At 67.9% G+C, this 21993-nt stretch carries 19 protein-coding genes and 1 pseudogene; 9 read left to right on the forward strand and 11 right to left on the reverse strand.

What is annotated here, in order from left to right; genetic code table 11:
* A pseudogene (locus tag DAT35_RS56405) lies at nucleotides 1-449 on the forward strand (Crp/Fnr family transcriptional regulator); the annotation flags it as partial.
* A gap of 99 nt (nucleotides 450-548) precedes the next feature.
* Here DAT35_RS56405 and DAT35_RS56410 read toward each other — a convergent pair.
* Entirely contained in the window at nucleotides 549-854 is a 306-nt protein-coding gene (locus DAT35_RS56410) for a hypothetical protein (RefSeq protein WP_108077793.1), read from the reverse strand.
* A gap of 248 nt (nucleotides 855-1102) precedes the next feature.
* Here DAT35_RS56410 and DAT35_RS56415 point away from each other — a divergent pair, with 248 nt between their 5' ends.
* On the forward strand, nucleotides 1103-2755 hold the full coding sequence (locus DAT35_RS56415; protein ID WP_108077767.1) for a formate--tetrahydrofolate ligase: 1653 nt from the start codon (nucleotides 1103-1105) through the stop codon (nucleotides 2753-2755).
* 104 nt (nucleotides 2756-2859) lie between these two features.
* Here the strand turns inward: DAT35_RS56415 and DAT35_RS59700 are convergent, their stop codons facing one another.
* Both DAT35_RS59700 and DAT35_RS56420 read right to left on the reverse strand, forming a co-directional pair.
* Nucleotides 2860-3027 carry a hypothetical protein gene (locus tag DAT35_RS59700; protein ID WP_158502420.1) on the reverse strand — a complete coding sequence of 56 codons (168 nt, stop codon included), beginning with the start codon at nucleotides 3025-3027 and terminating at the stop codon, nucleotides 2860-2862.
* Nucleotides 3028-3043: 16 nt separating this feature from the next.
* Complete coding sequence (locus DAT35_RS56420) at nucleotides 3044-3556, reverse strand: helix-turn-helix domain-containing protein (protein WP_108077768.1); 513 nt, start codon at nucleotides 3554-3556, stop codon at nucleotides 3044-3046.
* Between the two features lie 99 nt (nucleotides 3557-3655).
* On the opposite strand from DAT35_RS56420, the gene DAT35_RS56425 reads away from it, so the two are divergent.
* Entirely contained in the window at nucleotides 3656-3988 is a 333-nt protein-coding gene (locus tag DAT35_RS56425) for a beta-lactamase family protein (RefSeq protein WP_233262304.1), read from the forward strand.
* 6 nt (nucleotides 3989-3994) lie between these two features.
* Here DAT35_RS56425 and DAT35_RS56430 read toward each other — a convergent pair whose 3' ends face one another.
* Nucleotides 3995-4552: a hypothetical protein gene (locus DAT35_RS56430; RefSeq protein ID WP_108077769.1), complete on the reverse strand. Its 558-nt coding sequence runs from the start codon at nucleotides 4550-4552 to the stop codon at nucleotides 3995-3997.
* A gap of 74 nt (nucleotides 4553-4626) precedes the next feature.
* On the reverse strand, nucleotides 4627-6819 hold the full coding sequence (locus DAT35_RS56435; protein ID WP_108077770.1) for a hypothetical protein: 2193 nt from the start codon (nucleotides 6817-6819) through the stop codon (nucleotides 4627-4629).
* A 189-nt stretch (nucleotides 6820-7008) separates the two neighbouring features.
* Here DAT35_RS56435 and DAT35_RS56440 point away from each other — a divergent pair, with 189 nt between their 5' ends.
* Entirely contained in the window at nucleotides 7009-8325 is a 1317-nt protein-coding gene (locus DAT35_RS56440; RefSeq protein WP_108077771.1) for a DUF418 domain-containing protein, read from the forward strand.
* Between the two features lie 72 nt (nucleotides 8326-8397).
* On the opposite strand, the gene DAT35_RS56445 is transcribed toward DAT35_RS56440, so the two are convergent.
* The 4 genes from DAT35_RS56445 to DAT35_RS56460 form a co-directional block, all read right to left on the reverse strand.
* Nucleotides 8398-9420 carry a hypothetical protein gene (locus DAT35_RS56445; RefSeq protein WP_146210317.1) on the reverse strand — a complete coding sequence of 341 codons (1023 nt, stop codon included), beginning with the start codon at nucleotides 9418-9420 and terminating at the stop codon, nucleotides 8398-8400.
* 179 nt (nucleotides 9421-9599) lie between these two features.
* Nucleotides 9600-10058 carry an SRPBCC family protein gene (locus DAT35_RS56450; protein ID WP_158502422.1) on the reverse strand — a complete coding sequence of 153 codons (459 nt, stop codon included), beginning with the start codon at nucleotides 10056-10058 and terminating at the stop codon, nucleotides 9600-9602.
* 35 nt (nucleotides 10059-10093) lie between these two features.
* The gene (locus DAT35_RS56455) at nucleotides 10094-11434 is read right to left on the reverse strand and encodes a carotenoid oxygenase family protein (RefSeq protein ID WP_108077774.1); all 1341 of its coding nucleotides are present in this window, start codon (nucleotides 11432-11434) and stop codon (nucleotides 10094-10096) included.
* A 37-nt stretch (nucleotides 11435-11471) separates the two neighbouring features.
* On the reverse strand, nucleotides 11472-12965 hold the full coding sequence (locus DAT35_RS56460) for an MFS transporter (protein WP_108077775.1): 1494 nt from the start codon (nucleotides 12963-12965) through the stop codon (nucleotides 11472-11474).
* Nucleotides 12966-13032: 67 nt separating this feature from the next.
* On the opposite strand from DAT35_RS56460, the gene DAT35_RS56465 reads away from it, so the two are divergent.
* The gene (locus DAT35_RS56465) at nucleotides 13033-13725 is read left to right on the forward strand and encodes a TetR/AcrR family transcriptional regulator (protein WP_158502424.1); all 693 of its coding nucleotides are present in this window, start codon (nucleotides 13033-13035) and stop codon (nucleotides 13723-13725) included.
* A 99-nt stretch (nucleotides 13726-13824) separates the two neighbouring features.
* Here the strand turns inward: DAT35_RS56465 and DAT35_RS56470 are convergent, their stop codons facing one another.
* Together DAT35_RS56470 and DAT35_RS56475 are read right to left on the reverse strand one after the other, a co-directional pair.
* Nucleotides 13825-15303 (reverse strand): bifunctional UDP-sugar hydrolase/5'-nucleotidase, encoded by a 1479-nt coding sequence (locus DAT35_RS56470; RefSeq protein WP_108077794.1) that lies wholly within the window; start codon nucleotides 15301-15303, stop codon nucleotides 13825-13827.
* Nucleotides 15304-15449: 146 nt separating this feature from the next.
* A complete protein-coding gene (locus tag DAT35_RS56475; RefSeq protein ID WP_108077777.1) occupies nucleotides 15450-16463 on the reverse strand; it encodes a medium chain dehydrogenase/reductase family protein in 1014 nt (337 codons plus the stop codon).
* 283 nt (nucleotides 16464-16746) lie between these two features.
* On the opposite strand from DAT35_RS56475, the gene DAT35_RS56480 reads away from it, so the two are divergent.
* The 4 genes from DAT35_RS56480 to DAT35_RS56490 all read left to right on the forward strand — a co-directional run bounded on the left by DAT35_RS56480 (nucleotide 16747) and on the right by DAT35_RS56490 (nucleotide 21758).
* Complete coding sequence (locus tag DAT35_RS56480) at nucleotides 16747-17970, forward strand: hypothetical protein (protein WP_146210318.1); 1224 nt, start codon at nucleotides 16747-16749, stop codon at nucleotides 17968-17970.
* Between the two features lie 102 nt (nucleotides 17971-18072).
* Nucleotides 18073-19605: a transporter substrate-binding domain-containing protein gene (locus DAT35_RS56485; RefSeq protein WP_108077779.1), complete on the forward strand. Its 1533-nt coding sequence runs from the start codon at nucleotides 18073-18075 to the stop codon at nucleotides 19603-19605.
* 132 nt (nucleotides 19606-19737) lie between these two features.
* On the forward strand, nucleotides 19738-20034 hold the full coding sequence (locus tag DAT35_RS58645; protein WP_146210319.1) for a hypothetical protein: 297 nt from the start codon (nucleotides 19738-19740) through the stop codon (nucleotides 20032-20034).
* A 23-nt stretch (nucleotides 20035-20057) separates the two neighbouring features.
* Nucleotides 20058-21758, forward strand: coding sequence for a kelch repeat-containing protein (locus tag DAT35_RS56490; RefSeq protein WP_108077780.1), 1701 nt, complete (start codon nucleotides 20058-20060; stop codon nucleotides 21756-21758).
* The last annotated feature ends 235 nt before the right edge of the window (nucleotides 21759-21993 follow it).

Raw genomic sequence — 21993 nt, forward strand, 5'->3', positions numbered from 1 at the left:
AAGCGCGCAGCGGGCCACCCACCCCTGACGATATGGATGAGCTGCTCAGCCGGCGCAGGAAGTCGCGGTTCTTCCTGGCCCATCCGCGCACCATCGCCGCGTTTGGCCGGGAGTGCACCCGCCGGGGAGTCTACCCGCCCACCGTCGAGGTGGAGGGCAGAAGGGTCATGGCGTGGCGCGGGGTCCCCCTCCTGCCCTGCGACAAGATTCCCATCTCCGAGAACCTCACGAGCTCCATCATCGTGATGCGTACGGGGCAGGACGATCAAGGCGTCATCGGTCTGCACCACACCGGCATCCCGGATGAGGTGGAGCCCGGTCTCTCCGTCCGGCACATGGGCATCAACGAGAAGGCCGTTATTTCCTACCTCGTGAGCACCTACTTCTCCGCGGCCATCCTCATCCCCGACGCGCTCGGAGTCCTCGAGAACGTCGAGCTGGGGCGCTGACCTCACCCAGACGGCCAGGCGCGTGAAGCACTCACTCCCTGGCCATCAGGTACAGCAGCTCGCCCCAGAACTGGAGCGAGCTGCTGACCGAGGGGGGGTCTAGCGGACCTCGGGGCAATCCCACTTCACGGTCCGGGTGGTACCCACGGTGTAGCTCACGCAGGTGCACACGTAGTCCGTGTAGATTCCATCCGTGCAGCCCTGGGTCGCGCCGGCAGGGGAACAGCTTGTCTGATCAAGATTCCAGCAATAGGGGAGGAGGACCGGGCCGGACATCAGAGACTCCGTATCCGTGTTCTCTTCGCCGCTCGTCTCGACAGTGGACTGGCTGGAGGGAGAGGGCTCGGGCTCCGAGGCGAAAGCCGGCAGGGTCAGACAGAGGGTGATGAGGAACAGCTTCTTCATGGCTTGCTCCATGTTGGGGGGGGGCGGAGCGCTGACGGCTCGCTCCTGGGTGTTACGAGCAACACCTTACTCGTCTTGACTGACACTCCGGGTGTTATCGCTCTTTGAGGAAATGACTCTTGCCGGGCTGAGGGACAGAGCGCGACGCACTGCGACGAACGCGTGGAAGAAGGGGGCACCGGGTCGCCGCCACGCAATGATTGTCATGAGCGTTGACCTCGGCGGCCCGGGCGCCGAGAGTCCGCGGCATGAAGCTTCGTCCCATCGCTGAAGTCGGTGCAGAGCTGGGCCTCGCTCCCGAGGATGTGCTGCCGTGGGGGCGCGACCGCGCCAAGGTGTCGCTGGAGGCGCTCGGCCGCCGCTCGCGCCAGGGCCGGCTGGTGCTCGTGTCCGCCATCAACCCCACGCCGCCGGGTGAGGGCAAGACGACGATGTCCGTGGCGCTGGCCATGGGCCTGCGGCGGCGAGGCCGGCGCGCGGTGGCGGCGCTGCGCGAGCCGTCGCTCGGGCCCGTCTTCGGCGTGAAGGGTGGCGGCACGGGCGGCGGCGAGGCCAGCCTGGAGCCCGCGGCCGACATCAACCTGCACTTCACGGGCGACCTGCACGCCATCACCAGCGCGCACAACCTGCTGGCGGCGCTGGTGGACAACTCAGTCTATTACGGCCACCCGGTGGTGCTGGAGTCCACGCGCGTGCGCTGGCGGCGTGCGTTGGACATGAACGACCGGTTCCTGCGCAACGTCATCGTCGGACTGGGGGGAAAGGCGAACGGCGTGCCGCGCGAGACGTCCTTCGACATCACCGCCGCCAGCGAGGTGATGGCCATCCTCGCGCTGGCCGAGAGCCTCAAGGACCTGGAGACGCGGCTGGGCCGCATCGTGGTGGGGCAGGCGCCGGACGGCTCGGCGGTGAGGGCGAAGGACGTGGACGCGGCGGCGGCCATGGTGGCGCTGCTCAAGGACGCGCTGATGCCCAACCTGGCGCAGACGCGCGAGGGCGGCCCGGCGCTGGTGCACGCGGGGCCGTTCGGCAACATCGCGCACGGGTGCAGCTCGGTGATGGGCACGCGGATGGCGCTGGCCTACGCGGACGAGGTGGTGACGGAGGCGGGCTTCGGCTTCGACCTGGGCGCGGAGAAGTTCCTCGACATCAAATGCCGGAGCGCGGGCCTATGGCCCCGGGGCGTGATGCTGGTGGTGACGCTGCGCGCGCTCAAGCACCACGGCGGCGCGGCCCTGGCGAAGGTGGCCGAGCCGGACCGCGAGGCGCTGGTGCGTGGCTTCGACCACCTGGAGAAGCACCTGGAGTCGGTGGCGGCGTTTGGCCTGCCGGCGGTGCTGTGCGTGAATCGCTTCCCGCAGGACACGGAGTCGGAGCTGGACGAGCTGCGGGCCTTCGCGAAGGCGCGCGGGGTGGGCATCGCGGTATGTGATGGCTTTTCGCGGGGCGGGGAGGGCTCGCTGGAGCTCGCGGATACGGTGCTGGCGATGCTCGACTCCACGGACGCGGCGCCGCCGACACCGCGCTTCCTCTACACGCTGGAGCAGTCGCCCGAGGAGAAGATCCGCGCCATCGCGCGCACGGTGTACGGCGCGGACGACGTGGCGTTCATGCCGGGGGCGATGAAGGACCTGGAGGCGGTGCGAGCACTGGGCGGCGCGGGGCTGCCGGTGTGCATGGCGAAGACGCACCTGTCGCTATCGGACGATCCGACGAAGGCTGGCCGGCCCCGAGGCTTCACGCTGACGGTGCGCGAGGTGCGGCTGTCCGCGGGGGCGGGCTTCCTGGTGGCGCTCACGGGGGAGCTGCTCACCATGCCCGGCCTGCCGCGCGAGCCGGCCTCGCGCCGCATCGTCGTCCACGACGACGGCAGGATTACTGGGCTGATGCAGGGAGAGTGAGGCGCCGGCCGGCTCGGGCCCGAGCTCGCAGAGGGGGGGTTGTCTGCCATTGCCCCCTCTGCCGCTGCCGCGGAGCCAGGTGGTGTCCCGGGCCAGAGACGACTTCAGAAGAACGAGATGCCCAGGGTGCCGCTGAAGAGGAAGCCCCTGTGCTGGAGCAGCGTGATGGCGGTGTCCGTAAGGGCATCGGGCGGCGAAGCATCGGTCCGAGAGCTACTCGAGGCACCCCATCCTGTCACGTAGCGTGTGCGCTGCGTGGTGACGTCCACCATCGCGCTGACCCGCGCCTCACCGCCGGGTCTTCGCTGCCTGCCGGGCGCGCACCTCTTCGTAGGCGGCTTGTAGCTGCTCGGCGACGGAAGGGCCCTTTCGTTTCGCCGGCTTCCCGAGATGCGCCTCGCGCAGCTCGGCCATGAACTGCTCCCACATGGCTGGGCCGCCTTCCTCCAGCAACTGCGCTCGGATGCTGAGCTCCTCGGACACCGGCAGGTACCTGCGCCCCCAGGCGCCCAGGTGAGCGAAGATGGGGACGAGCGCGATGGACTTCTCCGTCAGGCTGTAGAGCGCCTTCTGCTTGTGGCTGGGATCGTCCGCCTTGGTGATCATTCCCTCGTCCAGCAGCATCTTCAGGCGATCGGCCAGGATGTTGGACGAGATGCCTTCCTCGGACTGCGTCAGCAGCTCCCGGAAATGCCGCCGGCCGCCGAAGACGATGTCGCGCAGGATGATCAGACTCCAGCGGTCCCCGAATACCTCGAGCGAGAGATTGATCGGGCAGCCCGACCGGTGTTCGACACTCATCCTTCTGCTCCAGGGAAAACCGGTTGCATTCTCGCACCAGTGTTCATGCCGTGGAACCAGTTGTGGTTCGCAATCAGTAATACGGGAGAGGAGCGGACGATGCAACGTCACGGGGGCAGACGCATCCTCTTGGAGCGCTCGGTCGAGCGCATGACCACCGACCACATCAAGCCCCAGCAGAAGGCCGTGTCGCCCTTCAGCCCCGGCTTCTGGGAGAAGCGAAGTTGGGGCTATGCACTCTCCGTCGTCCTTGAGCATGAGCCCGGGGAGCCTCGCGGCTTTGGCTGGGATGGTGGGTACGGAACGTCCTGCGACTGGGACCCCGAGACCGGTCTGATCGGCATCCTGATGATGCAGCGGCTGATGGACTCGCCGGTCGCGCCCGCGGCGTTCGTGGACTTCTGGCGCTCGGCCTACGAGGCGATCCGCTAGAAGACGTCAGGAGTCCCCGCGCCTCCAGCGCCGGAGCTGCCAGGCCACCCCGGTGCAAGCGAGCACGCCAAGGGATGCGAGCGTGACGAGCACGGGCCCGGACACATTCGCCCCGCTCGAGATGGGAATCGGTGCACCCAACGCCCGCACCTCCTCTGTCGCGTGTGACAAGAGCGCGGTGCGCGAGCAGGGATACACCCAGTAGTTGGGGCCTGGGAGCCAATCCTCGTCGTTGTTCGCGAACACGAGCAGCTCCATTCCGGCAGGCAGGAGGTCAGGGCCGCAGTTGCCCCGTGAGTACATGCTCACACGGACCGTCTTGCCTACGGAGCCCTTGTAGAGGTCGAGGACCTCGAACCGCACCTTTCCGGTGAGTAGTCCTCCACCGATGCTGTATCCCGGGTCCACCACCCGTCCGGCGAAGATGAGGTCCGAACCCTCACGCGCCTCGTCCAGGGTGGGGGGACTGCACGAGCAGGCCCGCGCGTTCGTGGGGTACATCAGGTACAGGCCCAGCACCAGGAGCCCGTGCGCGCGGTGAAGAAGAGTCCTCGGCTCTTGCATCACGTGCCTCATACACGTACCCCGTCGGAAGGCCCACCATGATCCGCGTCCATCGCCTGCCTCCTCGTTCGCGCTCAGAACGCGGAGGAGGCGCAGTGGACGTAGGGCCGGGTGGACGTGCAGGTGGTGTTCTTCACCACGGACCAGTCGGCCTGGGGCCAGAGGGTCTGCGCCCAATCAGCGATGGTGTTGACCAGGGTGGGGTTCACCCCGAGGGACTTGAACTGCGGCAGCATGTACCAGAGGCGGTTGCCCAGGCTGCCGTCATAGAAGCCGTTGATGCGCTCCGTCTTGCTCGCGCCGCCTCCGTTCCACCAGTCCGCCGCGGGGTACCGCCGCGTCTTGTCCCACCAGGTGGACAGGAGGGCCTCCAGGATGGCCGTGCGCTCCTGGGGGGTGATGTCGCTCCAGCCCGGCATGTGGTCCGGTGACACCAGGCGGCTCAGGTCGGCCACGGCCTTCGGGTTCCACCCGGCCCCTCCCGGTGCACCGGGCCCGAGCGTGTTGTCCGAGACCTGCATTCCCTTCACCAACCAGAGCGTGAGCAGCGCGTTGTTGGGAGGCGTGCCCTGGGGGACGATCCGCATCTCCTTGATGAAGCCGTACACGTAGCCCCAGTCGATGGGCCGCTGGGCATTGCGAGCCGCTCCGTCCGAATGGTTGCCGTTGTAGAGGATCAGCGCGAGCTGATACCAGGCCATCGAGAAGTAGGTGAACATCAGCGGGCTGTTGTTATTGATGCCCGTGTTGTTCCTCGGCAACTTGAGCAGGTTGGGGGAGGTGTCGAAGCTGTTGTTGCGCATCCAGCCGCGCGTCTCCCGCGAGGTGGGGAAGAGCTGGCGTTGTTGGCCCTCGAGGCCGAATTCCTGCATCAGCTCCCACGTCTTCACCATGTGCCAGAGCGCGGTGGAGTAGACCTTGCGCGAGTATTGCGTATCCGGAACCAGGTTCTTGCGGGTGTCCTGGTACCTCGGCAGGAGGAACTCGTAGAGGTACTGGTTGAACAGGGAGTGGGGATAGTAGAGCGCGCTCTTGTAGGTGGTGTAGCCCGTGGCGCGGACCTTCGCGGCCAGGCCTCGCAGGGGCGCGGTGATGCCCTTCGCGTTCCCCTCGCCAGCGTAGAGCGTGTTGAGCTTGTCCTGGACGAAGGCATCGCCCCAGGCGTCCTTGGGGTGGATGCTCGGCAGCCAGTGATTCCAGTCGGGGAGCTGGAAGTAGATGGGCATCTCCCGGGCGCTGAGGTTCGCCGTGGTGGCGACCGCCTCCTTCGTGATGCCCGCCGGGAACATGTACCGGAGGAGCTCCCTGTCCCGCTCGAGCACCGCGTCGACTCCGGCTCCCGCAGCCCACTGCTCGACGGGCCTGGAGTCCAGTCCCGGGCCGGGCTGGTACGGAGGGTTCCACGGCCGCCCCGGGTTCGGCACGCCCGGCAGCGCGCGAATGTAGGAGGCGACCTTGTAGGCCTCCGTGTCGGTCATGCCGTGGAACTTCGCGCGCTCGATGATGGCGAGGTTCGAATAATTGAAATACTTCAGGTCCCTCCCGTCCTGGGTATGGCAGTCCATACACCGGGCGCGGATGGGCGCTCGAGTCTTGTAGGAGCGCACCAGTTGCTTCGTGCGCCAGAGCTTCTCTCCCTCGGCGATGGACGCGGCATCCTTGAGCGGCGGTTGCCAGGTGGCCGGGTTGTCCTCCTCGAAGGTGGTGTCGGGAAGGACGCGACTTCCATCTGCCCGGAGCAGGTTGAACTTCAGCACCCGGTAGCCGATGGAGCGCTCGTCCGAGGTGTTGAAACGGAAGGTGAGCTGGTTCGTGCCAGCCGCGAGCGCTCCGGCGGGCACGCTCAGGTTCAGCTTCAGCGTCGCGAAGGCCCCGCCGATGCCTCCGAAGTTCTTGCCGAGCCCCTCGACCGTCACCGTGTCGTTGCTCAGGGGCAGCCAGGCGCCGGCATTGAAGCGGATGCTGCCCTTGTTCTCGTAGCTCAGGCTGTGGACCTGCATCCACAGGCGCAGCGGCTGCTGGACGTCCCGAGCGGCCAGCGAGAACGTCACCGTCTTCGTCAACCCCTCGCGGCCGAGCACCTCGATGGGCAGCCGGATGGGCGAGCCGCGTGCGGGGCCTGCCTTCCGTAAGGCGTCACCCGCGGCCCCCTCCGCCGGGAGCCGCTGGGCCGAGGCAGGGCCCACGAGGAAACCGGAGAGCACCAGTGCGAGTCCCACCGTGAAGTGGGCGAGCAGCTGGAAGACCTTCTGGGAGAGGGTGGGCATTGCTGTGCGGGCTTCTCTATCAGACCGAGTGGTGGCGGGCGACTCGCGGCGGGCGCCACCCTGGTGCGCTGGTCTCCTTCTAGGCAGACGAGGCCAGGTGCGCAGCCGTGGGCGCGGGTGGGCTTCTCTTGGGCTTGACCTCAAGTGCACTTGATTGACGCGGGGGGAAGGCCGGCATCTGCTGGATGCATGTCCGAACCCACTCCTTCCGCGCCTCCCCGTGGCGCCGAAGCCCGCCCGGTGGACGTCTCCGAGCGGGTGACGCTGCTGGACGTGCTGCGCGGCTTCGCGCTGTGCGGCGTCTTCGTCTCCAACAGCTTCTCCTGGTTCAGCGGCCGCGTCCTCCTGCCGCGCGAACAGGCCCAGGCGCTGGCGGCACCTCCGCTCGAGACCGTCGTCAGCTCGCTCTACAGCTTCTTCGTGAACCAGAAGTTCGTCACCCTCTTCTCCTTCCTCTTCGGGCTGGGCTTCTCCATCCAGCTCACGCGAGCCCAGGCCCGGGGCGTCCCCATCGTTCCGCTGTACTCGCGGCGGCTGCTGGTGCTGCTGGGCATCGGCGTGACGCACATCTTCGCGCTCTGGGTGGGCGACGTCCTGTCCACCTACGCGGTGGTGGGCTTCGCGCTGCTGCTCTTCTACCAGCGCTCGGACCGGACGTTGTTGGCGTGGGTGTTCGTGCTGATGGTGGCGGTGCCCCTGGTGGTGCCCGCCATTCAGCGCTTTGGCCCCATCCTGCTGCACGGCGCGCAGGCGGCAGCCGAGGCGGCGAAGGCCAGTGAAAGCCAAGAGGCTCAGGAGAAGGCTCAATTCCTGGCGGGGCTCTCCAGCGGCTCCTTCTGGACGACCCAGGAGGCGAACGCGCGCTACTACGTGGACATGTTCTTCCGGGTCAACCGGCTGCTCTGGATGAGTGTCATCCTGGGCCGCTTCCTGTTGGGCCTGCTCGCGGGGCGGCACCTGCTGCTGCAGGACGTGGAGCGCCACCGCCCGTTGCATCGGCGGCTGCTTATCTGGGGGCTGGTGCTGGGCGTGCTGGGCAACGGCACGGGGCTGGTGATGCAGCGCCTGCGCATCGCGGGGCTGGTGGATCCGGCGAAGGACTCCTGGATGTTCGTCATGTCCGTCATCCAGGAGGTGGGCTACCTGGGACTGGCCGCGGTGTACGTGGCCGCCTTCGCGCTGCTCTTCCAGCGCGAGCGGTGGCGGCGGGTGATGCAGGTGCTGGCCCCCGTGGGCCGCATGGCACTCACCAACTACCTGCTGGAGACGGTGGTGAGCCTGTGCATCTATGACGGCTGGGGGTTGGGGCTCGTGGGCCGGATGCCGCCGTCGAGCTGCGTGGCGGTGTCGCTGGCCGTCTTCGCCTTGCAGGTGCCCTTGAGCCACTGGTGGCTGTCGCGCTTCCGCTTCGGCCCGGCCGAGTGGCTGTGGCGCTCGCTCACCTACGGCCGCGCACAGCCCATGCGTCTGGCACCCAGGGGCGCCGCGGCGCCAGCGGCGAGCTGAGCAGGCGCTGACGCGGGGTCGTCCCCGGCTCCTGGCGCGATTCCAGGGCCGGGGACGGAGATGCGGCTTCCTCTACGGCTGGTAGAAGAGCAGACCCGGCTCGGGCAGGGGACCGCCGCTGCCTGTGATGAGGACGTCCACGATTGCCTTCCAGGTGTGGCGCCAGCCCGTGTACTGCGCCACCAGGGAGATGTTTCCGCTGCCATCCACCGTGTACAGCTCCCCTTGCCCCGCCGCCCGGTCGTAGAAGAGCAGCCCGTTGGTGCCGGTGGGGAGTTTGAACGGGATGATCAGGTCCCAACTCCTGCGCCAGTTCGTGTGTTTCGCCGTCAGCGAGATGTTTCCCTTTCCATCCGTTGCGTAGAACTCCCCCAGTCCCGCGGCCCGGTCGTAGAACATCAGGAAGGTCTGATTCTCCTGGGGGCCAAAATGGACGTACGGGATGATCACGTCCCAGCTCCGGCTCCAGTTCGTGTGTTTCGCCGCCAGCGAGATGTTCCCTTGCCCATCCGTCGCGTAGAACTCCCCCTGCCCCGCGGCCCGGTCGTAGAAGAGCAGCGACTCGAAGCTGAGCTGTGCGCCGGCGGCGGGTTTCACGAACGCTCCCGGAACGATCAGGTTCCAGCTCCGGCGCCAGTTTGTGTGCCTCCTCTTCAGGGTCATGCCGCCAGCGCCATCCGTCGTGTAGAACTCCCCCAGTCCCGCGGCCCGGTCGTAGAAGAGCAGGGTACTGGTGCCCCCACTGCTCTCCGCGAAGCTGCCTGGAACGATCAGGTCCCAGCTGCGGCGGAGGTTGTCGTGCCGGCGCAGGAGTTGGAGCACTCCGCGCTCGCCCGTGGTGTAGAACTCTCCCAGCCCCGCGGTCCGGTCGTAGAAGAGCAGGTTCGGGGCCTCGGCGAAGAGCGTGTAGAAACCGGGGATGATCTGGTCCCACGTGCTCCGCACGTTGTGCTGGGTACTCGCGAGCACGATGTGGCCCGGGTCGTTTTCGGGGACGAAGTAGGTCTCGATCTCTCCGTTGGAGCGGACGTCGAGTGTCTGGCTCCGGGCCGGATCCTGCACAGAAGGGGGTTGCTGTGTTTCATCAAACGACATCTCTTCACCTCTCGTGTTGGCTGTGTGCACCGCTCGGCGGTCACCTGGGTTGAGGCGAAGGTCTGAATCTGTGAAGGGCAGCGGCGCTCCACGGTCTCTCGCCCGGGCGTCAGGCGTGTGAGCGTCGACGGTGAGCGCCCCCGACTCAGTGGTGGCCGTGGAGCAGACGGCTCACGCTCTCATTCAGGGATGTTGTAGGTCAGATGCGCTTTGGAGCGGAGATGGCCGAGCCACGCAGTGATGGCGGTCTTGAGCAGACCTCGCATGGTCTCGGGAGCCTGCCGGACGGCTTCTCCGTTCCAGGACTCGACGGTACGGACCAGGGTGGTCTGGCCTGTCGGATCACCGGGTTCGAGCGTCCATACGTGGATGCCAGAGATTCCACCGGTGTCGCCCGACCAACCGAGCCGCTTGCCGGGTACCACCTCGCCGATGGTGGAGACGATGGCGAGCCCAGCGGTCGTCCACCGGAACGTCGAGCCAACCGCTACCGCACCGTCGAGGACGGCGGTGCTGATGTCGGGGTTCCAGTCCGGCCACCGGTCAATGTCCGTGAGCAACTCCCAGACACGGGCGGGTGGCGCCAGGACCTGGAGCTCCTCGGCGACGATGACGGGGGCATTTCGATCAATGTCCATGGATGTCTCGAATGGAGTGGGAGCGGAAGCCATGGTCATGCCTCCTCCGGAATCCACGAGCCGTGCACGCCCCCGGGGACGTGTCGAGGGAGCTCCACCACCGCCACGGGCTCGCCCGCGATGTTCGTGGCGTCGAGCACGAGCAGCTCCGCCGGCGACTGGTCGGCGTTGCTCACCACGGTGAGGATGTAGCCGGCATCCTCGCGGGTCGCTCCGGCCGCGGGCACGAAGACCCCTTCGCTCGGCAGTTGCCCGGGCCCGAAGGTGCGGAGCTGACGGGCGCCCGTGGTCAGGTCATGCTTCGCCAGGGCCCAGGGGCCCTGCTCGCCACCGGGAAGCGCGAGCGCGTACCCGTACCGGAAGGGCTGCCCGACCATGGCGGGACTGACCGTGGGGAACTCGACGATGAGGTCATCCACGGTCTGCAAGCCGACGACTCCCTTCTCGGGGTCGATGGTCCAGCGCCGGTGGCTCGCCCCGCTCAGGAGGCTGGGGCCCCGGTCGGCACGGCCCGCCCACCAGGCCGTTGAGCGCACCCAGCCGGCGCGGTCGAACGCGGGGGCATCGAGGATGACCCTGCCCTCCGCGTCGTCGTAGGCGTTGGTGACGTGAAGGACGTAGATGGGGTCGACCTCGAACCAGCGGACCGCTCCGCTCGCGCGGGACATGATTCCGATGCGTGCCGGGTAGTGGTCATTCCAGGCGTAGGGCATGCCCGACGTGTCGTTCATGTCGAACACCACGGGCATGTCGAACCAGACGATGTGGCGCTGGGTGATGGCGAAGTCATGCATCAGCGAGGGGCCGGCGCCGGGCACCACCTCGGCCCGGATGATGTCTCCCTGGGGCGAGGCGACGTAGTAGGTGAGGTACGGAGGGAAGGGTCCGTAGCCGAAGAAATGCAGCTCTCCGGTGCGCGGGTCGATCTTCGGGTGGGCCGTCATCGGAGTGGTGAGCTTCCCCGCGAAGTCGAACACGCCCACGGTGTCGAGCTCGGGCGTGACCTGGAAGGGGAGGCCCGCCTCGTTGAGGGCGAGAATCCGGCCCGCGTGGCTGATGGCGTGGGTGCCAGCGGAGTGGGCCGTGAAATCAGGGCCGTGTTCGGTCATGTAGGGCGCACCCTGGAGGGCGGGCGTCCGGACCCAGCGGTTGCGGTAGCTCTCGGCCCGCCCCTCCTGGAGCCGAATCCCATGGAGCATGCCACTGCCCTTGAACCAATGAATCGGCACGACGCCCGGCATGGGATTGTGGCCGTTGCGCACGAGCTGCCCATGGAGCTCGGACGGCAGGGTGCCTTGCACTCGCAGGTGGGTGACGGTGATTTCGTCGGGGACTGGCGTGAACGGACCGGACAGGAATGGAGCGTGGGTGTTCATTTGCGTGTGTCCTTGCATGTGCGTATGTCCTTGCGGGTCAGGGGTTGTGGGTTGCAGGTGAAGGAAGGGCCGCCGGCAGGGTGGGGGCGCGCAGCGCCAGGAGCGCGGCGAGGCCGGCGAGCAACGAGGCGGCGAGGAAGGCAGCGCGGTAGCCCTCGGTGAGGGCGGCCACACCGGGCTCCGCGGCGCTCCCGATGCGGCTGGCGGCGAGTGACATGAGCAGGGCCAGGCCGATGGCGCCGCCGCACTGGCGGGTGGTGTTCACGAGCCCGCTGGCCAATCCGGACTCCGCCGGGGTGACGCCGTGGGTGGCGAGGCGGGTCAGTTCGACAAAGGCGATGCCGAGGCCGGTGCCAACCAGGAGCGACGGGCCGAGGAGGTGTGCGGCGAAGGTGCCTTCGACCGGGACCCGGCCGAACCAGGCAAGCCCGGCGGTGAGGAGCACGAGGCCGGTGACGAGCGTCTTCCGGGTCCCCATCCGCTCGGTGATGCGGCGGACCTGAGCCGAGGCGGCCATGAGCGTCACGGCGAGTGGCAGTTGCGTGAGCCCGGTTCGGAGCGGGCCATAGCCGAGGACCTGCTGCTGGTAGAGGGGAAGGAAGAAGAACAGCCCGATCCATGCGCCCCCCACGAGTGTCATGGCGGCGTTGGCGAAGCGCACGCTCGGGTTGGCGAAGATGCCGGGATGCACCAGCGGCGCCGCACTGTGCCGCTCGACCTGGACGAAGGCGGCGAGCAGGAGCGCCCCGGTCGCGAGGAGCCCCACCGTGCGGGCCGAGAGCCAGCCGTCGTGCGTGGCACCGGCGAGACCGTAGGTGAGGAGACCGAGTGCTGCGGTGACCAGGAGGGCGCCGGGGGCATCGAAGGCCGGCCGCTCGGAAGGCCTGGGGGAGGAGACGGCCCAGGAGCGGGACATGGCCAGGGCCACGGCCACGAACGGGACGGCGGCAACGAACACCGAGCGCCACCCGAATGTCGCGGTGAGCAACCCTCCCGCGATGACTCCCGCGGCACCGCCCGCGCCGGACACTCCACCCCAGACACCGAGCGCCACTTTTCGGGCCTCGCCCTCCGGATAGAGGGTGAGCGCGATGGACAGCGCCGTGGGAGACAAGACGGCAGCGGCGACGCCTTGCAGGCTTCGGGCGGCGATGAGGAAGCCAGCCCCAGGCGCGACGGCGGCGGCGAGCGAGGCCATACCGAAGGCGGCCAGGGACACCGTGAAGACCTGGCGGCGCCCGAGGATGTCGGCCGCCCTCCCTCCGGCGAGGAGGAAGCCGCCAAAGGCCAGGACGTAGGCGTTGACCACCCAGGTCAGTCCGGCCGGCGCGAGCCCCAGGCCGCTGCGAATCGACGGCAGCGCGATGTTGACGATGGAGGTGCTCAGCACCACGACGAACTGGGCCAGGGCCAGTGGGATGAGCGGCCGGAAGCCGCTGGCGGAGGCTCCACCCCTCGCCTGCCGGGAGGTGCTGGGAGCGGCCGCGGGGAGCGGCTCTTCGTGATGCGTTCCGTCGTTAGTGGCTGTCATCTTGGTTAGACCATATAACTAAGATGACAGCATGACGCAATCGCGTGACCCTATTATTCTCAGGACCATGTCCCTCCCCCCTCTGTCCCGGCGCGAGCGCATCCATGCGGAGACGGTCCGAGAAATCCGCGACATCGCCCTGCGGCAGGTCGACGAAGGAGGCCTCGCGGCGCTTTCTCTCAACGCGATTGCGAAGGAGCTGGGGATGTCCGGCCCCGCGCTCTACCGGTACTTCGCCTCACGAGACGAGCTGCTCGGCGCGCTTCACACCGACATCTACGTCCAGCTGGTGACAGCGGTCCGGGAAGCGGTCGAGGCGTCAACGGGGCGCTCACCCTCCGCGCACCTGGCCGCGTACGCCTCCGCCTACCGTGGATGGGCGCTGAAGCATCCGCGCCGGTACGCGCTGCTGTTTGGCGGGCGGGCAGAAGATTTCAAGGACCCGGCGGAGGCCATCGCGGAGATTCACGAAGGCATGCTCCTCCTGCTGCGGCTCCTCGCCGACATCGCGGGCGACCGGCCGGTCACCAGACCTCCCGACGCGCTCGACCGTCAGCTCACGGCCTGGTCCAAGCGTCGCGCTGGCAACGTGAGCTTCCCGCCGCACATCCTGCGCCTGGGCGTCCTCTTCTGGACGCGCCTGCATGGCATCGTCAGCCTCGAGCTCTCCTCTGTCTTCAAGGACATGGGACTCGACGGGAGTGCGCTGCTCGATGATGAGGTCAAACGCATCGTCGAAGCAGCCGGGGGCGGCCGCTAGTCTTTACTCGCCACTCGCCGGGTAGTCGCCCGCAACGCCTTCGAGCCCGGCGGTGACAAGTGCTCCTCTCTCGAGGGGAGTCGTGCCTCCGAGGACTTGTCAGCGCAACAGCGCCCCCGCGAGCAGCGATTGGGAGTCCCACTCGGTGAGTTGAGACGAGCCCGCCCGCGCCCAGGCCTCCTTGTATCCCGCCGCCACGAACGCCTGGAACTCCGTGGTCGCCACGCGGTAGGTGCGCTCGGGCATCACGGGCTCGTCCCCCAGCTCGGGAGCGGCGGGATTCACGAGCACCCTCAATCCCTCCACCCGCCCCTGGTGCACCGAGTAACGCACCCCGCTGTACTGGCTGTAGGTGTCCGTGCCCCGCTTCGACTCGCTCAGCTCCACCCACGCCTTGAGCTGCGCGCCCGTCATCTTCGCCGTCACCAGCTTGTTGCGGTACGGGAAGGCCCAGAAGAAGTCCTCCGCCACCACCGGGCCCGCGGGCAGTCCCGCCCGGAAGGTCGACGCCGTCGCGAAGAGGACATGGGCACCCACCGCCCGCCGCCAGACCTCCGTGGCCCAGCTGCCTACCTCCGCCCGGCCCGTGGTGACGCCCTCGTCCCGCAGCGGCGCCGCCAGCCGGCCCATCTCGACGAAGCGCTCTGGCCGGTCCGCCACGAGTGCCGCTTGCAGCCGCGCCACCTCCGCCGCCGTCCGGGCATCCTCCGGCCTCGAGGCATCCATCTTCACCAGGCCTCCGTCCACCCCCACGAGCTTTCTGTCCTGGAAGCGCAGCCGCACCTCGGACAGGTAGGTGAGGTACTGGTAGGGCGACAGGGCGTACGTGTTCGTCCCTGGCAATTGCTGAAGCTCCTCCTTCAGGTGCGAGTGTGAGCCGAGGATGACGTCGATGCCCGGTACCGCCCGCGCCAGCGCCACATCCTCCTCGCGCGTCTGGTGTCCGATGAGCACCACCGCGTCCACGTGCTCGCGTTGGCGCAGCGCCTCCACCACCGCCCGGGCCGCCTCGGTCGCGTTCGTCCACCGGGTGCCCGGAGGCAGGTGCTCGGCCTTCACCAGATGCTGCATGTCCGGCCCCGCCAGGGCGAAGAGTCCCAGTCGTAGCCCCCCCAGGTCGCGCACCAGGTAGGGTTTGCCGTCCACCTGGAAGTAGGGTCTGCCATCCATGCCCACCAGGTTGGCGCTCAGCACCGGGTACGAGATGGAAGCCCGGCAGCGCGCGAAGGCCTCGGCCCCGTAGTCCAGGTCGTGGTTGCCCAGTGCCATCACGTCCACCACACTGTTGAACCACGGCCACTCCACGCACCCATACACGTCACTCCACGTGGGCACGCCCTGGTTCACCGTGTCTCCCCCGGAGATGACGAGCGTGTCCGGCCTCGACCGGGCCGCGCGCAGGTAGGCCATGGCTCGCGCCACTCCGCCCTGGCCCGGCTCGCCCTCCGAGTAGATGGGCACCGCGCGCGAGTGGTAGTCCGCCATTCCCACCAGCGTCACCGTGCGTGTCGTCTGACACGCGCTCAGCAGCAGGCTCGGGAGAAGAACGAGGAATGTCTTCGAGAGAGGAGGGCGCATGGGCATTGCTTCCCTCCCATCGGCCCATGCCGTCAAGCCGGGCGCCACGCATCAGACGGCCGGGCGCGAGCGCCTCCAGCCCTTTCCCAGCTGCGTGGCCATGGGTTCGATTCCCGACGCATCCACCCGCGAGCGTCCTCGTTGGCTCATGGCACGAGCACGAGTTTTCCCTTCGCCGCCGAGAGCTCGAGCAGCTCGTGAGCGCGACGAGCGTCGGATAGCGGCATGCGCTCGGCCACGACCGGGTGGATGTCTCCACGACGAAGCAGCTCGAGCAGCGCGAGGAAGTCCTCCCGGAACCAATCCTGGTGGCGGATGCGCAGCTTCTGGATCCGGTAGGAGAACACCCACCGGCGGGGCGAGAGCAGGCCCCAGAGCGCGACGCATGCGGTCGCCGCGTACCACTCGAGCACCGCTCGCCAGTTCTTGCGCCCGTGCGCGAGCGTGGCGTAGCGGCCGAACACGACCAGCCTTCCGCCGGGACGCAGCGCGCGGAAGGAGCGAAGCGACACCGTGCCACCGATCCCGTCGAGCGCGATGTCCACACCGTCGCCGGTCAGCTCGCGCACCCGCGCCAGGAAGTCCTCGTTGCGGTAGTCGATCGCCACCGCGCCCAGCCGCTCGACCGCGGCGCGGTTGCGAGCTGAAGCGGTGCCAAAGAGCCGAAGTCCGGCCAGCGCTCCGAGCTCGAGGAGCGCGGTGCCCACCCTGCCGGCCGCGCCGTGCACGAGCACCGTCTCCCCGCGCTTCGCCATCGCCGTGCGGTGAAGCAGCTGGTAGGCGGTCATATAGGGGAAGATGAGGCTCACGATCTCGGCCGGGTCGAGGTCCTCGGGCACCTCGACCGCGTACTTCTCCGGCACGCAGACGCGCTCCGCGTCGGCGCCCCACACCGTCAGCGCGCCGACGCGGTCTCCCGCTCGCAGTCTCGAGCAGCCCGGGCCGAGCTCCTCGACGACGCCGACGAGCTCGTAGCCGGGCGTGAACGGCGGCTTCGGCCCGCCCAGATACGTGCCGGCGCGCAGCTGCGCATCGGTGAACGATACGCCGGCGGCCAGAACCCTGACGCGGACCTCTCCCGGACCCGGTCGGGGCTCGTTCTCCTCCACCACCCTCACGACCTCGGGCCCGCCGAAGTGATCGACGACGACACGTTTCATCGCGACCTTCTTTCCCTCGGTTGGTGCAGTTCGCCACGAAGTTTTCCACGAGCCTGTCGCCCCGCCATCGGCCCGGGGTACTGCTCGTCCGTTAGGGTTTGTGAGCTGTGCGGCCACTCGGTGCACGCCAGACTTCTTGCGCCCGAGACTCCGGTGGAGGCGAGTGGCACCTGGAAGCTCCTCCTGCTGCGCTTGCGCAACCACCTGCCACGGATGCTGAATGGACGGGGGGTTGAAGGCGGGCTTGATTGTCGTTCGGCCGAGTAGATACGGTGCCCCTGCGATGACACTGAAACGCGAGCGCAGTCACTGGAACACTGGCGCTGTTGCGGGTCTCCTCGTTCTCGTCTGGTGCGGCGCCTGTTCGCCGCCCTCGGCGTGTCCCTCCGCCAAACGGACGGTCGAGGTGATCGTCAACCCGGGGCTCGGTCCCGCCATCAACCCCGGTCTTGAGCGCTTCGCCCAGGATCTCTGCGCGGACGGCTACGAGGTGACCGAGACCCGTCGTTCGTTCGCGTCGCCGGTGGAGCTCCGTGAGCACCTGCGGGCGCGTCGCTCGGCGCTGGGGAGCCGCCTCGACGGCGTCATCCTCGTGGGCGAGGCCCCGCGCGCCTACCAGTCCGTGACCGCGGAGTCGGCCAACCCCGACTTCCCGTCCTTCTCCGAGGAGGTGATCTCCTACCAGTTCTACGCCGATCTCGATGGCAGCTTCACGGCATCGCCGGGGTATCACTCTCCAAAAGGGCGGACGTACTCATACGACCAGCACGGCGGCAACGTGGATTGGGAGATCTGGGTTGGCGTGCTGCCCATCTATCAGGGCAGCGTGAGCGACACCGAAGCGGCGCTCGTCCGCTATTTTGACAAGAACCACGCCTATCGCGTGGGCGCAGATCCGCTGCCACGCGCCTTCATCGAGGTCAGCGAGCACTTCACGGCCACGACGAGCGCCGAGCACGAGAGCATTCTGGACGGCATGCGCTCGGGCACCTACTCGTGGCAACCGTTCAGCCTGGAAGACTCAGCCCGCATCTTCTTCGACAGCCCGCCGGGGGGCCTGAGCGTCGACCAGGGCTATGCCGCTCTGCGCGACGGCGCGGCCGACTTCTTCGTCGGGGACTCGCATGGATGGACGGGCGCGCATGGCAAGCTGACGATCAACTGGGTCGAGTCCAACCCCGTCCAGACGGTCTTCTTCTGGAGCAATGGCTGCGCCGTTGGGAACCTGGACTCCCGCGCGAACTTCCTGAGCTCGGTCCTCTACAGCCCGACGAGCCGCGTGCTCGTGGCCAAGGGGACGACCAACAATTCCGGTGGTATGGGCAACAATCAGGAGGGATTCTTCGGATACAACGTCGCGACCGCGCTCTCGCAGGGTGACAGCCTCGGGGCGGCGATTCGGCACCACGTGAACGTCCCGCTCATCTACCCCTGGAATGAGTCGCGCGAGTTTCACACGGCGACATCGGTCGTCCTGGGGGATCCCACGCTGAAGCTGCGACGGTAGCGCGCTACTTTCGGCGAACACGGAGCGACGCTCTGTGTGAGTTGAACGAGCCCGGCCAGGTTGGGGTAGCATTCCCTCCACTCATCCAGAGGGGGGGAGTTCATGAAGAGTCGTATGCGAGGGTGGCTCGCGCTGGGAGCGCTGGCCACCTGTGTTTCCACGGGCGTGGGCTGTAGCTGCAACGGAGCGGCGCAACCCCCCGAGAAGGCCGTCACCGTCGCGGCGCCCACACCTCTCACGCCTCCCAAACCGCTGCGAGTGGCGCTGGCCGGTTCCTATGTGCCGCTGCACTTCCCGCGCGCGGGCCAGATGGAGGGACTCGAGGCGGACCTCGCGCGGCTGATGGGCCAGCGGCTCGGGCGGCCGGTGGAGTTCATCAACCCGCGCAGCCTGTCCCTGGACAGCGTGAGCGCCATCGCCCAGGGCAAGGTGGACCTGGGTCTCAACTCCATCTCGCCCACCGAGGAGCGGCGGCAGCAGGTCGACTTCACGCAACCCTACGTGACGATCTCCTACCGCTTCGCGGGTGGAGAATCCTGCGAATCGATGGTGCCAGATGACGCCGCGGCGCTCGCCGGGATGACGGGGCGGGTGGCGGTGCCCAAGGGGCCCGCGCTCGAGGCCGCACAACGCGTCCTGCCCCAGGCGACGCTCGTCCCCACGGCCTCGTCCAAGCTGGCGGTGGCGGCGGTCCAGCAAGACGAGGCCGACTGCGCCCTCGATGAGGACGTGGGCCTGCTGCAGGCCCTCGAGGGGACCTCGCTGCGCCTCATCGGCGTCGAGGCGGGTCAATCCCCGCTGGCCATCGCCGTTCCCAAGGGCCAGGCCGCCACCTACGACGCGGTGTTGCGTGAGCTCCAGCCCCGGCTCGCCGAGCTGATGCTCCAATGGCAGCCGGGCCAGATGAAGGCGCCCATCGCCGGACTGGATGATGCGGAGAATCTCGGCGTGCTGTGCAACGTCTTCGAGCGAGAAGTGGAGCTGCGAGAAGCCCCCGACTGGTCCGCCTCGGTCCGGGAGTCATGGCCCTGTGGGACGGTAGTGGAAATCAGGAAGGAGAGCGAGCACCGCACGCCGCCCCGCGAGGGCGAGAACTTCAGCGGCCTGTGGTTCCAGGTACGGGTCGCCGCCAATGGCAAACGCGGGTGGGCCTATGGCGACGATCTCTTCAAATGGCTCCGGGCGGATGATCCCGATTTCCCGACGACCACGGACGTCAACCGGGAGCTCGTCGGCCGCAAGGTCGCGGGCCGGTATGCCTTCGGGCTCGCGGTCGATCAGCACTCGCCGAGCAGCGAGGAGGATGGTCCCGAGATGGATGAGGACGTGGCCCTGCCCTTTCTCTACATGAAGGGCGCTCCGTTCGTCGCGCCGATGCACCTGCCAGACCACGCGGATGCCTCGTGGGCCCTCATTGCCGATTCCGCCGAGTGGATGTACCTGGTGTTCAACTCCTCGGGGGGGACGAGCGCTCCCAAAGCCATCTCTTCCAGCTCCATGGGGGTGGTCAGTTACAAGATCCGCATGAAGGTCGGCATCGGCTACCAGGAGGGGGGCGCCAAGGCGACGTTCACCGGGGAATTCGCCGAGAACACGCCCCAGGTGCGCCTGACTTCCATTTCCAGGGACGAGTGAGGCGCCCCTCCAGCTGGGCCGGTCGCTCCGGAGCGGATGCGCCCACGACGGAAGCGGCCGGCTCATACTCCGCGTTGAATAGCCGTGTGCCCTGGACGTCTCGTGGGACTCTCCCTCGAGGAGTCCGTTGCCGTGCGCATTCTCGGAATGAGTGCCGTCGGCATCGTCACATTGCTTGGGTCTCCCGCCTGGGCCGACCTGCCCGTCGTCCAGGAGGCGCATGCGGCCAGGGAAGGCTGCGACTACAGCATCCGGGTGGAGCAGGACGTCGACCCGAAAGCAGCCCATCCTGTATGCCTATTAAATTCGTGGGACGTTGAATCAATCCTGCCCGCCGCCGTCAGACTCGCCCATCGCCTCGCTGAACATGGGCGATCCGTCCATTCCCCTGTCTTCCAGGACAGACATTCGTCTGACGGCTGCTTTTGATCTCAACGAGGTTGCTCCATCCCATGAATACAGCATTCACACCGCTCCTCCTGGCGCTCACCCTGGCGCTTTTCTCGGGTGACGCCTTCGCCAGGAACACCAGCTCGGCCCAGTTCATCGTCTCGGTGCCCGAGTCCCCCAACGCCCCCGTCTCCCGCGTCTCCGTTGTCGCCAGCGCCGACGACTTCTCCCCGCTCTCCCTGGACCTGAGCGCCACGGGCGACGTGTGGAAGGGCACCCTCGACAACATCCCTCCCGGCCCCCAGCGCTCCTTCCGAGCCCAGGCCTTCGACGCCTCCAATACCCTGCTCTTCGAGGACTCCATCTCCGGCATCACCCTCGCCCCGAACAAGACCCGGCGCATCCTCCTGGAGCTGGAAGAGGTCTCCCCCCCGTCATCCCGCCCTCACGCTTCTCCCCGCATCACCCAGTCCTCCCAGTCCTCGCCGAAGGTCCGCCCGGGCCGCACCATCGACTTCAAGGTGACCGCCAGTGACCCGGAGAGGTCCGTGCTCACCTTCACCTGGAGCGCCAGCTCCGGCAGCGTGGGCACCCCCGTCTCCGACACCACCCGCAGCCGTGCGTCCTGGACCGCGCCCGCCTGTGCCTCCCCGAGCACGCCCACGACCCTCACCGCCACCGTCACCAATGCCTTCGGTCTGACGGCCAGCACGGTCTTCACCCCCACGGGGCTGCCGCCCTGTGCCTCGGGGTGGGCCGCGACGGGCTCCACAGTCGAAGCGCGTATCGCCCACGCGGCGGTCCTGCTGCCCAACGGCAAGGTGCTCGTCTCGGGGGGGAGCGGCGACGAGCCTCGCTTCCGCTCGTCGGCGGAGCTGTACGATCCGGCCACGGGGACCTGGAGCTCCACGGGCTCCATGGTCTGGGGAGGGCGCGCCCACCACCCGGCGGTCCTGCTGCCCAACGGCAAGGTGCTCGTCATGGGCGGATCGGGTAAAGGCGCAGGCGGCTCCTTGAACACGTCGGAGCTGTACGACCCGGCCACGGGGACCTGGCGCATGACGGGCCCCCTGCACTTCGCGCGCACCGCCCACGCGGCGACGCTGTTGTCCAACGGCAAGGTGCTCGTCGCGGGGGGCGTCAGTATTGCCGACCTCCCATCGGTGGAGACGTACGACCCGGCCACGGAGGAGTGGACCTACACGAAGCCCTTGCTCACGGCTCGCTACCACCACACGGCGACGCTGTTGTCCAACGGCAAGGTGCTCGTCGCGGGGGGCGAAGCGGACGGCGTCGCTCTGTCGTCGGTGGAGCTGTACGATCCGGCCACGGGGACCTGGAGCTTCACGGGCCCCATGGCCACGGCGCGCCGCGAACACACGGCGACGCTGCTGCCCAACGGCAAGGTGCTCGTCGTGGGAGGCACTCAGGACATGGGCCAGACCTCCCTCGCGTCGGCGGAGCTGTATGACCCGGCCACGGGGACCTGGAGCCCCACGAGCTCCATGGTCGCGGCGCCCCGCAACGGCCACTGTGCGATGCTGCTGCCCAACGGCAAGGTGCTCGTCGCGGGAGGCTCCGATCGCGTGGCGTCCTTCCTCTCGTCGGCGGAGGTGTACGACCCGTCCACGGGGACCTGGAGCCTCACGAACTCCATGGCCGTGATGCGCGTTGCCTACCAGATGACCCTGTTGCCTGGCGGCAAGGTGCTCAGCAGCGGGGGCTCCTCCAACAGCATCCCGGCGGAGGTGTACACGCCCTGACCCGCGTGGGTGTATCAACCCCCTGCGACGGCGCTGGAGACGCTGCGGGAGAGACCCGCGGCGTAGCTGTGGGCCACCGTGCCGGGGCAGCAGAGCATAGGCCTCTCTGCTCCAACCTCAACCTTCCGGATTTCTTGTTTTGCGCCACCGCCCAGACAACCAAAGCATGATTCCCAAAGCAGCCAGCAGAAATGGCATGCGAACGAGCGCGAATGCCATCAACTGGAAGCTCCAG

The sequence above is a fragment of the Vitiosangium sp. GDMCC 1.1324 genome, assembly GCF_003044305.1.
In the GTDB taxonomy this organism is placed as follows: Bacteria; Myxococcota; Myxococcia; order Myxococcales; family Myxococcaceae; genus Archangium.

Excerpts from the sequence above, each read along its gene's own strand:
- DAT35_RS56470 (WP_108077794.1), bottom strand. The coding sequence starts at position 15,303 with ATGCGCCCTCCTCTCTCGAAGACATTCCTCGTTCTTCTCCCGAGCCTG.
- DAT35_RS56410 (WP_108077793.1), bottom strand. The coding sequence starts at position 854 with ATGAAGAAGCTGTTCCTCATCACCCTCTGTCTGACCCTGCCGGCTTTC.
- DAT35_RS56485 (WP_108077779.1), top strand. The coding sequence starts at position 18,073 with ATGAAGAGTCGTATGCGAGGGTGGCTCGCGCTGGGAGCGCTGGCCACC.
- DAT35_RS56480 (WP_146210318.1), top strand. The coding sequence starts at position 16,747 with ATGACACTGAAACGCGAGCGCAGTCACTGGAACACTGGCGCTGTTGCG.
- DAT35_RS56475 (WP_108077777.1), bottom strand. The coding sequence starts at position 16,463 with ATGAAACGTGTCGTCGTCGATCACTTCGGCGGGCCCGAGGTCGTGAGG.
- DAT35_RS56490 (WP_108077780.1), top strand. The coding sequence starts at position 20,058 with ATGAATACAGCATTCACACCGCTCCTCCTGGCGCTCACCCTGGCGCTT.
- DAT35_RS56425 (WP_233262304.1), top strand. The coding sequence starts at position 3,656 with ATGCAACGTCACGGGGGCAGACGCATCCTCTTGGAGCGCTCGGTCGAG.
- DAT35_RS56460 (WP_108077775.1), bottom strand. The coding sequence starts at position 12,965 with ATGACAGCCACTAACGACGGAACGCATCACGAAGAGCCGCTCCCCGCG.
- DAT35_RS56420 (WP_108077768.1), bottom strand. The coding sequence starts at position 3,556 with ATGAGTGTCGAACACCGGTCGGGCTGCCCGATCAATCTCTCGCTCGAG.
- DAT35_RS56435 (WP_108077770.1), bottom strand. The coding sequence starts at position 6,819 with ATGCCCACCCTCTCCCAGAAGGTCTTCCAGCTGCTCGCCCACTTCACG.
- DAT35_RS56450 (WP_158502422.1), bottom strand. The coding sequence starts at position 10,058 with ATGGACATTGATCGAAATGCCCCCGTCATCGTCGCCGAGGAGCTCCAG.
- DAT35_RS56440 (WP_108077771.1), top strand. The coding sequence starts at position 7,009 with ATGTCCGAACCCACTCCTTCCGCGCCTCCCCGTGGCGCCGAAGCCCGC.
- DAT35_RS56455 (WP_108077774.1), bottom strand. The coding sequence starts at position 11,434 with ATGAACACCCACGCTCCATTCCTGTCCGGTCCGTTCACGCCAGTCCCC.
- DAT35_RS56415 (WP_108077767.1), top strand. The coding sequence starts at position 1,103 with ATGAAGCTTCGTCCCATCGCTGAAGTCGGTGCAGAGCTGGGCCTCGCT.
- DAT35_RS56465 (WP_158502424.1), top strand. The coding sequence starts at position 13,033 with ATGTCCCTCCCCCCTCTGTCCCGGCGCGAGCGCATCCATGCGGAGACG.
- DAT35_RS56445 (WP_146210317.1), bottom strand. The coding sequence starts at position 9,420 with ATGTCGTTTGATGAAACACAGCAACCCCCTTCTGTGCAGGATCCGGCC.
- DAT35_RS56430 (WP_108077769.1), bottom strand. The coding sequence starts at position 4,552 with ATGCAAGAGCCGAGGACTCTTCTTCACCGCGCGCACGGGCTCCTGGTG.
- DAT35_RS59700 (WP_158502420.1), bottom strand. The coding sequence starts at position 3,027 with ATGGTGGACGTCACCACGCAGCGCACACGCTACGTGACAGGATGGGGT.